This window comes from Dactylosporangium sp. NPDC050688, from assembly GCF_040654515.1.
Classification (GTDB): domain Bacteria; phylum Actinomycetota; class Actinomycetes; order Mycobacteriales; family Micromonosporaceae; genus Dactylosporangium.
Window position 1 is genome coordinate 189509 of record NZ_JBFAIC010000011.1, and the last position, 9789, is coordinate 199297.

The window sequence follows — 9789 nt, forward strand, 5'->3', positions numbered from 1 at the left end:
GACATTTCCCGAGCCCGGGAAGCGGCGCGCAAAACGCGGGGTATGTCGGAATTGGCAACATTGCCGCGCTGAACCCGGGAGACTGGAGGCGTGGCGCAGGTAGGACCGGTCGGGCCGGGCGGTGAACCGTTGACGGTGCTCTGGGCGTGGCGGCAGGCCCAGTTGGATCAGACAGCCCAGCAGCCCAGGCCCCGGCGCCAACAAGATCAGCCGAAGGACAGTCTTGCACAGGACGGCCCCGCCGACGGGCCGAAACCCGGCGATCAGGGCTATCTGACGCAGTTGCAGCGGCGCCTGCGCGACAGCCTGCGCGACGTGCGCGCGGTTGTGGCGCGGCTCGCGGAGGTGCCCCCGGAGCAGCGCACCGTCCTGCACAGCGCGATCGCGGCCGACCCTGCGGCGGCCGAGCGCGGGTTCGGGTGGCTGCTGGAGCACTTCGACCAGCCGAGCGCGGTCGTGCCGCAGTTCGCCCAGCTGGCACCGGCGCTCGACGCGCTGATGGGCCCGCGCAGCCGGCAGCTGGACCTGTTCGGCGAGGCACTGCTGGAGGCCGTCCGCGAGACGTCGGGCGACCAGTTCGGCGACGACGACGCCGGTACGTGGCGCGACGGCTGGCGGTTCGTGATCGGCTGGCTGCGCCAGGGCAAGCTGCTGCAGCAGGACGAGACCCCGTTCTGGACGGCCACCGTGGTCGCCCACGACCAGCGCCGCGACGACGTGGCGGTGCTGCGGCTCGCCACCGACCTGCCGTACCCGGCCCGTGCCGGCCAGCGCGCGGTCGTCGAGCACCCGATGGTGCCCGGCGCGTGGCGGCCCTGCTGGATCTCCGCCCCGCCGGCCGGCGACAACCGCCTCGAGCTGCACGTCCAGGCCGCACCCAGCGACGACGCCACCGGCGCGCTGGTGCACGGCACCCGGGCCGGCGACGCGGTGCGGCTGCACCGGGCCGAGGGCGAGTTCGTCATCGAGCAGCACGGCCGGGCGATCCTCATCGTCGCCGAGGACGTGCACGTCGCGCCGGTCAAGGCGCTGCTGGACGAGCTGGCCGCGCGGCAGGACGAACGGGTCGTCCACCTGTTCTGGGGCGTGTCCACCCGCGACGACCTGTACGACCTGGAGTCCCTGCGCGCCCACGCCGCCCGGTGCGCCCACGCCACCGTGCACCCGGTCGTGGCGAGGGGGCCGTCGCACCCGTACCTGGGCGGGTCGCTGGCGCAGGTGGTCGTCGACTTCGCCGAGTGGACCTCGCACGACGTCTACGTGTGCGGCACGCCGTTCGCGGTCGGGGTCATGCGCAACATGCTGATGCAGCGCTCGGTGCCCGCCGGCCGCATCCACGCCGTCACCCTCGACCAGCTCACGGCCGCCACGTCACCATCGTCGCGGTGACCACGGTGTTGCCCGAGTACGTGCTGGTGGCACGGTCGAAGGTGCCGCCGCAGGTGATCAGCCGCAGCTGGGAGCGCTCCGCCGGGCCGTAGACCAGGCTCGCCGGGAACGCCCGTTTCGGGTACAGGCGCACGCCGTCGACCTGGAACGTGACCGTCGAGCCGTCGCGCCGGGTCACCCCGATCCCGTCACCCGGTTTGAGCCGGCCGAGCAGGTAGAACACGGCCGGGCCGCGACCGACGGTGTCGACGTGCCCGACGATGACCGCGTTGCCGGCCTCACCCGGTGTCGGGCCGCGCTGGTACCAGCCGACCTGGGAAGGCTCCCGCAGCGACGGCGGGACGAGGATGCCGTCCCGGTCGACGTCGACCCGCTCCACGGGGGCCTCGACGCCGATCGCGTCGATGCTCAGCCGCACCGGGGTCGAGGCCGGCGCCTGCGGCGCGGTGCCGGACATCCCGGCGGTGCCGCTGGACTCCACGACCGGCGGAGGTCCGGGCGTGCCGTAGCCGGCGCCGATGAGCGAGACGCCCGTGACGGCGAGGGTGATGACGCCGATCACGGTCCCGCCCCGCCACGTGCCGTTGGCGCGCACCAGCAGGTGCCGCGGCCGGCGCCACGCGTGCCGGCCCGCCGCGTGGCCGCCGCCGGTCACACCGAGCGGCGGCGCAGCGCCAGGGCGCCGGCCGCGCCGAGCAGCAGCAGGCCACCGCCGGCGGCCATGAGCGTTCGGTTGGGTCCCTGCGCGGTCGAGCCGCCGCCGGTCGGCACGCCGCCGGTCGGTGAGACCACCAGCCTGACCACCGATGAGCTGCCGTCCCCGCAGTCGATGCTGACGCTGTACGTCCCGGCGGTGACCGTCGCCGGGACGTCGACCCCGACGGAGAACGTGCCGGAGGCCTTGCCGGGCTCCATCGGGATGCGGGCGGACAGCCCGAGCGTGGCACCGGCGACCTCGGCGGACTTCACGCCCTCGGCGCACACGGTGCTGAACGTGACCCGGCCGCCCGGCCGGACCGTCTCCGGGCTGACCGTGCCGGCGCCCTCCGCCGACGCGGCGCCGGGCAGCGCGAGCGCGGCCGCCGTGCCGGCGAGCGTGGCGCCGGAGAGCAGGATTCTTCGCATGCTCCCATTGGTCGCCGGCCCCGGGTGATCCCCGAACACCCGGCGCGGGCGAGCGCACCGGAGGCGGACTGCCGCCGCCGAAAGTTGGTCCCGCACTTCGCCCGGTGCGACGATGAGGTAACGAGTTGGAAATATCGCACGTGAGCGCCCCGCCTGGCGGACCGGCCGGCGCATCTGAAATCCTGCGCTCCGGCGCCATAAGCGCCGGTCGCGGGCAATGGCGGCCGCGGCCAGAAGCCGGACTGCGGGACGAGACGGGAACGACGCGCATGAGTGAGTACAAGATCACATACCCGGACGGCGAGCTCGACCTGCCGGCACGCAAGGCGACGGAAGGGCCCGCCGGTCTCGAGATCGGCAAACTGCTCAAGGAAACCGGCCAGGTCACACTCGACACCGGCTTCGTCAACACCGCCTCGTGCGTATCGTCGATCACGTACATCGACGGCGACGCGGGCATCCTGCGCTACCGCGGCTACCCGATCGAGCAGCTCGCCGAGCGCTCCACGTTCCTGGAGAGCTCCTACCTGCTGATCCACGGCGAGCTGCCGACGCCGGCCCAGTTGGAGGAGTTCACCGGACGTATCCAGCACCACACGCTGCTGCACGAGGAGATGCGCCGCTTCTTCGACGGCTTCCCGCGCGACGCCCACCCGATGGCGGTGCTGTCGTCCGCGGTCAGCGCGCTGTCGACCTTCTACCAGGACAGCCTCAACCCGTTCGACCAGGAGCACGTCGAGATCTCCACGATCCGGCTGATGGCGAAGGTACCGACGATCGCGTCGTACGCCTACAAGAAGGCGATCGGCCAGCCGATGCTGTACCCGGACAACTCGCTCGGGTATGTCGAGAACTTCCTGCGCATGACGTTCGGCGTGCCGGCGACCCCGTACGAGATCGACCCGGTCGCGGTCAAGGTCCTCGACATGCTCCTGCTGCTGCACGCCGACCATGAGCAGAACTGTTCGACCTCCACGGTCCGGCTGGTCGGCTCCAGCCAGGCCAACCTGTTCGCCTCCGTCTCCGCCGGCGTCAACGCGCTGTTCGGCCCGCTGCACGGCGGCGCCAACCAGGCGGTCCTGGAGATGCTGCAGCTGATCCACAACGACGGCGGCGACGTCGCCAAGTTTGTCAGCAAGGTGAAGGACAAGAAGGACTCCAGCACCCGCCTGATGGGCTTCGGTCACCGTGTGTACAAGAACTACGACCCGCGGGCCGCGCTGGTGAAGAAGGCCGCCCAGGAGGTCCTCGGCCGGATGGCCAAGCCCGACCCGCTGCTCGACCTGGCGATGCAGCTGGAGGAGATCGCGCTCTCCGACGAGTACTTCGTCTCCCGCAAGCTGTACCCGAACGTCGACTTCTACACGGGCCTCATCTACAAGGCGATGGGCTTCCCGACCACCATGTTCACCGTCCTCTTCGCGCTGGGCCGGCTGCCCGGCTGGATCGCCCAGTGGCGCGAGATGATCAACGACCCGGAGACCAAGATCGGCCGCCCGCGTCAGGTGTATATCGGTTACGGCGCACGGGATTACGCGCCGATTGCTGGTCGGTAAAGACCCGCTGCGCCAACCGGTTCTAGCTCGTTTGTACCTTGACGGAGATCGACCCCGGCTGTCTCATACATGAGGTCCATCTGGGGTCGTTGTCCGTTTTTCGACAGGGGAGACCGGTTTTCATGAGCGCGCCAACGTTGTCGCCGCTACTCACCGCGGCTGTGCAGGACCGGACGTCCGGAGCGACCGGGGTGGCCCGGCAGGTGCTCGACGGCCTGGCAGAGTTCGTCCATGATCCCGTCACGCTGCGTGAGGTCGTCGCGCCGTTACCGGGGCTGCTGCCCGGGTACGCGTCGATGTGGCACATCGCCCGCGCCGCGAACAGCGACGACCCCGGCCCGGCACTGCGCGCGATCCGGGAGCAGCTCGACCGTGACGTCGAGGCGAGCGTCGCCACCGCGACCCGGCTGCTGCACCAGCGCGGCGGCTGGGCCCGCACCGCCCCCAGCAGCGCCCTGGTCAAGGCCGTCGCCGCGCAGCTGCCCGCGGGCACCGTCGACGCACCCGGCACCGAAGGGCTCCAGCCGGTGACGGGCCTGGCCGGCGCGGACGCGTTCAGCCCCACCCGCGTGCTGAACATCAAGGGCACGCTCGCGCTCGCCCAGAGCATCCCCACGATCGTTGTGACCACGTCGCTGAAGCTGGCCCCGGAGGACGTGTTCGACGGGCTCGGCTCGCCGCTGTTCGAGCGGATCCCGCTCAGCGCCTTCTGGGCCGTCGTCCTGGACGGTGAGCTGCTGACGCCGGCCGAGGCCGGCCGCCGCGCCGCGGCCCTTCGCTGAAGCCTGTCCCGGCACCCCGTCGCACGCCCGAAGGTGTGCGAATCTGTGCGGTTACGTCGGCCTTACGTTCTACATTGGACGGTTCCGCGACAGCCGGGAAACGGCCGGTAAGACGGCACGGATTGGGGGCTGTGCAGTGGCTCACGTTGGGAGTACATTGCGTTGCAACCCAAGGACGCCGGGGCCGCCGCTTCCCCCGTGGCGGCGGCCCCGGTCTTGAGCCCCGCGCCGGTCGACGCACCACGACGCGTTTCGATGGCCGAGCCCGCGGAGACCACATCGACATGGTGACCATCGCCCGCCCGCGCGCCACGGCCCCCGCACACGCCGCCGCCGGTCCGCCCCCGCGCACCGTCCTGCTCGTCGGCGGCATCATCCTGCTGGCCGTCCTCGTGATCGCCGCGGTGACCGTCGCCGTGTGGCGGGCCCGGCACGCATCCACCGCCGGCGCGTCCCACACCGTCACCGCGCCCGTCGCCGGCCGCGACGCGGCGACCCTGGAGCTGCTCAGCGGCGTCACCGCCGTCACGGTCACTGCCGCGGACCTGGGCGACACGCTGTACCGCGTCCGCACCCCCGGCGACGGCCGGACCGTCCCCGGCGTCACCGACCTCGACGGCCGCATCGGCGTCCAGCTCAGCGACACCGGCAACGGCGCGCCCGACAGGGGTGCCGTCGCCATCGAGCTCAACCGGGACGTGCGCTGGACCGTACGGTTCACCGCCGGCTCCACGAGCAACACCGCCGACCTGCGCGGGCTGCGCGAGATCGGCGGTGTGGAGTACATCGGCGGCGTCTCGAGCATCGAGCTCAGCCTGCCCGCCGCGAAGGGCGCGGTCCCGGTGCGGATGAGCGGCGGCGCCGGCACCTTCCGGATCCACCTGCCGCAGGACCGGCCGGTCCGGGTCGTCGCCGGCGGCGGCGCCGGCAGCGTCACCATCGACGGCGCCCGCCACGACGGGGTCGCCGGCGGGGCCGCGTTCCAAGGAGGGGACACCGCCGCGGCGGACCGGTACGAGATCGACAACGCCGCCGGCGTCTCCAGCGTCGTGGTCGACCGTTACTGAGCGGGAGCTACTGCGGCAGGATCATGCCGGCGCCCGACACCGGCGCGTCGACCGGCAGGTCGGGCAGGCCGAACAGCTCCGTCAGCCCGGTGACCTGCAGCAGCCGGTGTACGAACGGTGACGGGCTGCGCACGTCCATCCGGCCGCCGACGTCGCGGGTCTTGTTGTTGATCGCGACCAGCGTGCCGATGCCGATCGAGTCCATGAACGGGACCCGCCGCAGGTCGACGGTGAGCACCGCCGGTCGCTGGGCGTCGATCGTGTCGAGCACCACCGACCGCAGCGCCCCGACCGTCGCGGCTTCCAGGGGCCCCAACACTTCCACCACCAGTGCATCTCCGGAACGGGTCGTCCGGACCATCGCGTCGCCCATTCGAGTCGCGTACCCAGTCAGCGGAACCGGAAACTCACGGGTTCGCCGAGATGAGCAGTGGCAGGACACACGCGTACGCGGCCAGCAGGACGCAAGCTTCCGGGCGGGTGATCCGGCTGCCCCGCCACAGCAGCAGCCAGGCCAGGACACCGGCGGCCACCATCGCGGTCACCACGGCGAAGCCGAACGGCGCAATCGTCGAGCGGCCCGCGGCCAGACCGACGACCGCGCCGCCGATGAGGCTGTTGAAGATGTTGCTGCCCAGCAGGTTGCCGACCAGGAGATCGCCCTCGCCGCGCCGCTGCGCCTGCACCGACGTCATCAGCTCCGGCAGTGACGTGCCGAACGCGACGAGCGTGAACCCGATCACCTCGTCGCTGACGCCCCACCGGTGCGCGAGCGTGACCGCGTTCGTGACCAGCAGCTGCGCCCCGCCGAGGGTCGCGGCCAGCCCCACCACGGTCCGCGCGGCCTCCACCCACCAGCGCCGCTGCCGCTGCGCCGAGACGAACGCGGCGACGTCGTCGGGCAGCGGATCGCCGTCCTGTACCCGCGACAGGCGCACCAGCAGCACGAGCGCCCCGACACTGAGCACCGCCAGCAGCAGCCCGGCTACGAACTTCAGCCCGACCAGGGCGAACGCGCCGAACACCGCGACCGCCGCGGCCATCAGCGGCGCCTCCCGCACCGGCACCGACGAGCGCACCATCACCGGCGACACGACCGCGACGACCCCCAGGACCAGGGTCACGTTCAGGATGTTGGAGCCGACGAGGTTGCCCAGCGCCAGGCCAGCGTTGTCGCGCACCGCCGCGGTGCCCGACACCACGAACTCCGGGGTGCTGGTGCCCAGGCCGATCACCACGACCCCGACGATGACCGGCGCCACCCGCAGCAGCGTCGCGAGCCGGCTGGCACCGATGATCGCCTGGTCGGCGCCCACGGTCAGCAGCGCCAGCCCGAGCAGCCCGAGCCCGACGACGAGCAGCGTCGACATCAGTCTCCTAGATCAACACCACGACAGAGCCAGCACGATACCGCCCCCTGTCACGTCCGCGGCGGGTCCGCGGACCGGCGGCAGATTCCGTCCGATTGACCCCGCGCACGGGTGGCGCAAAGGCGCGTCGAGCCTTATCGTTTTCAACGAGACCGGCGTCTTCCCCCGTGGATGCCGGTCTCACCATGTCCGGACCTGCCGCGCACCGCGCCACCGGGCGCACCAGGTGCTCACGCTGGCGACGTCCTCGTCCGGCCCCGCCAGCGGACCATGACCGTCGCCACGACCGCCGCGACGACCGACGCGCACAACACCGCCGCCGCAGCCGCGTCGGCGGCCGCGCCCGGCACCGACAGCCCGACGATCAGCAGGCTCACCGTGTAACCGACCCCGCCGAGCACCGCTACCGGCAGCACGTCACCCCAGCGGACCTCCGTCGGCAGCGCGCCGAGCCGCACCCGCACCGCCAGCCACGCGCCGAGCATGATGCCGGCGGGCTTGCCCAGCAGCAGCCCGGCGGCGGCACCCTGCGCGATCGGGTCGCCCAGCGCGTCACCGGCCGCGGCGAGCGGGATCCCGGCCGCGGCGAGCGCGAAGATCGGCACCACCACCCCGGCGGACACCGGATGCAGGCGGTGCAGGAGGCGGTCGCAGGCCGACTCGTCCTCGCCATCCCTGGTACGTACCGGCGTCAGCAGCCCCAGCACGATCCCCGCCACGGTCGCGTGCACCCCACCGGCGTGGACGCACGCCCACGCGCCGACGGCGACCGGCGCGACCAGCCACACGGGCGTCCAGCGCAGGCGGTGCAGCAGCCCGTACCCGAGACACAGCAGCAGACCGCCGGCGAGCCACAACAACCGCAGGTCGTGCGCGAACAGCACCCCGACGAGCGCGATCGCACCGAGATCATCGATGACGGCGAGGGACAGCAGCAGCACGCGCACCCCCGACGGCAACGTCGAGCCGGCCAGGGCCAGGACACCGAGCGCGAACGCGATGTCGGTGGCGACCGGGATCGCCCACGCCCCACCGTGCGCGGCCGCGCCGCCGGACACCGCGATCATGACCAGCGCCGGTACCACCATCCCGCCGAGCGCCGCGACCGCCGGCAGGGCCGCGGCCCGCCACCCGGCGAGCTCACCGACCGTCAGCTCGCGCTTGACCTCCAGGCCGGCGACGAAGAAGAAGATGGTGAGCAGCCCGTCGGTGGCCCAGACGGCCAGCGGCAGGTCCAGGTGCAGCGCGTCCAGCAGCGCCGACGGCGGCGGGCTCAGCGACCAGAACGCCTCATACGTGCCACCGGGCAGGTTGGCCCACAGCAGCGCGACCGCGGTGGCGAGCAGTAGCAGGCGGCCACCGGTCGTCTCCAGGCGGAGGAACTCCAGCAGCATGTCGATCCGGCGCGTCGTGCCGCGTGCCATCCCGGGCCCTTCCAGCAGGCAGAATCATCCTGTCCTGCCGACCAGGCTTCCCGGCGCACCTGCGGCGAATGGTACTCCATCGGGGCGTCGCTCCACTGTGGACTGTCCCGGAGGCGGCCGGGACGGTACCGTGTCCGGGTGCGGTGTCCGAGATGCGGCGCGGTCGGCGTCGATGCGCAGGGGCTCTGCCTGCGCTGCAGGCAGTTCGTCGGGGCACCCGTGGGGCCGCCTCGGCCCCAGCGTAACCCGCTGCTGATTCCCGGGATCATCTTCGCCGTCGTCGCGGTGCTGCTCATCGGCGCGGTCATCGTCTACGCGGCGACCGGCGGCGACGAGCCGGCCGGCACCGCGCAGGACGCCCCCGGCGCGGCCACCACGAGCGGCGCCGGCAGCGATCCCGCCGCCACGGCCACCGGCTCCGCGGCGCCGAGCGGCCCGGCAGAGCAGTCCGCGGGCCCGTCGGCCAGCCCCGCACCGTCGGCGGACACCTGCATCGTCGGGGTGTGGTTCGAGGAGCGCCACGACGAGACGGTGACCGTCCCGAACACCGGCGCGTTCCCCGTCCACGGCAGCGGCACCTACCAGCGCTACAGCGAGACCGGCCGGGTCACCTTCGACCACGGATCGGGTGTCCGCCTGTACGGGACCATCGGATCCACCCGCCACGAGTTCGTGTACACCGGGTTCGCGATGTACACCTACCGCGTCGAGAACGGGCAGGTGATCTACAGCAACCCGCGCGCGCAGGGCACCGAGACGCTCTACCGCGACGGCAAGCAGGTCTACACCGCCCCGCTGCAGGCGCGCGAGATCCCGCCGCGCAAGTTCAACTGCGGCAGCGTCGCGATGAGCCTCTCGGGCCCCGACCTCACCCTGGAGCTCAAGCGCACCAGCTCCCGCTGACGCCTGACCGGTTTGCTCAGATTCCCCCTGCCACGGTCGATTGTGCCGTCGGAGAAGGGGAGCGTGGCAGTGAGCGACGACTTGGGTGACATCGTTCAGGAGTTTCTCGTGGAGTCGCACGAGAACCTGGACCAGTTGGACCGGGATCTGGTGGCGTTGGAGGCGGCGCCGGG

Annotated in this window: 10 protein-coding genes; 5 read left to right on the forward strand and 5 right to left on the reverse strand. The window is 72.2% G+C overall.

The window, feature by feature from the left end; all coding sequences use genetic code 11:
- The first annotated feature begins 90 nt into the window (after positions 1 to 90).
- Positions 91 to 1389, forward strand: a complete 1299-nt coding sequence (locus AB0H83_RS14040; RefSeq protein WP_360092170.1) for a hypothetical protein — start codon at positions 91 to 93, stop codon at positions 1387 to 1389.
- Here the strand turns inward: AB0H83_RS14040 and AB0H83_RS14045 are convergent.
- Positions 1358 to 2044 (reverse strand): class F sortase, encoded by a 687-nt coding sequence (locus tag AB0H83_RS14045; protein WP_360092173.1) that lies wholly within the window; start codon positions 2042 to 2044, stop codon positions 1358 to 1360. The genes AB0H83_RS14040 and AB0H83_RS14045 overlap by 32 nt on opposite strands.
- A complete protein-coding gene (locus AB0H83_RS14050) occupies positions 2041 to 2514 on the reverse strand; it encodes a hypothetical protein (RefSeq protein WP_360092176.1) in 474 nt (157 codons plus the stop codon). The genes AB0H83_RS14045 and AB0H83_RS14050 overlap by 4 nt, the downstream gene beginning before the upstream one ends.
- A gap of 269 nt (positions 2515 to 2783) precedes the next feature.
- Here AB0H83_RS14050 and AB0H83_RS14055 point away from each other — a divergent pair, with 269 nt between their 5' ends.
- The 3 genes from AB0H83_RS14055 (at position 2784) to AB0H83_RS14065 (ending at position 5919) form a co-directional block, all read left to right on the forward strand.
- Positions 2784 to 4070, forward strand: a complete 1287-nt coding sequence (locus tag AB0H83_RS14055; protein ID WP_360092179.1) for a citrate synthase — start codon at positions 2784 to 2786, stop codon at positions 4068 to 4070.
- A gap of 122 nt (positions 4071 to 4192) precedes the next feature.
- Positions 4193 to 4852 carry a hypothetical protein gene (locus AB0H83_RS14060; RefSeq protein WP_360092182.1) on the forward strand — a complete coding sequence of 220 codons (660 nt, stop codon included), beginning with the start codon at positions 4193 to 4195 and terminating at the stop codon, positions 4850 to 4852.
- A 284-nt stretch (positions 4853 to 5136) separates the two neighbouring features.
- Complete coding sequence (locus AB0H83_RS14065; RefSeq protein ID WP_360092185.1) at positions 5137 to 5919, forward strand: hypothetical protein; 783 nt, start codon at positions 5137 to 5139, stop codon at positions 5917 to 5919.
- A gap of 7 nt (positions 5920 to 5926) precedes the next feature.
- On the opposite strand, the gene AB0H83_RS14070 is transcribed toward AB0H83_RS14065, so the two are convergent.
- The 3 genes from AB0H83_RS14070 to nhaA all read right to left on the reverse strand — a co-directional run bounded on the left by AB0H83_RS14070 (position 5927) and on the right by nhaA (position 8713).
- Positions 5927 to 6292 (reverse strand): STAS domain-containing protein, encoded by a 366-nt coding sequence (locus AB0H83_RS14070; protein WP_360092188.1) that lies wholly within the window; start codon positions 6290 to 6292, stop codon positions 5927 to 5929.
- 34 nt (positions 6293 to 6326) lie between these two features.
- Positions 6327 to 7289 carry a sodium:calcium antiporter gene (locus AB0H83_RS14075; protein WP_360092191.1) on the reverse strand — a complete coding sequence of 321 codons (963 nt, stop codon included), beginning with the start codon at positions 7287 to 7289 and terminating at the stop codon, positions 6327 to 6329.
- Between the two features lie 230 nt (positions 7290 to 7519).
- Positions 7520 to 8713, reverse strand: a complete 1194-nt coding sequence (gene nhaA / locus AB0H83_RS14080; protein WP_360092194.1) for a Na+/H+ antiporter NhaA — start codon at positions 8711 to 8713, stop codon at positions 7520 to 7522.
- Between the two features lie 138 nt (positions 8714 to 8851).
- Between nhaA and AB0H83_RS14085 the strand changes: the two genes are divergently transcribed.
- Positions 8852 to 9616: a hypothetical protein gene (locus AB0H83_RS14085; protein ID WP_360092197.1), complete on the forward strand. Its 765-nt coding sequence runs from the start codon at positions 8852 to 8854 to the stop codon at positions 9614 to 9616.
- Positions 9617 to 9789 lie beyond the last annotated feature (173 nt).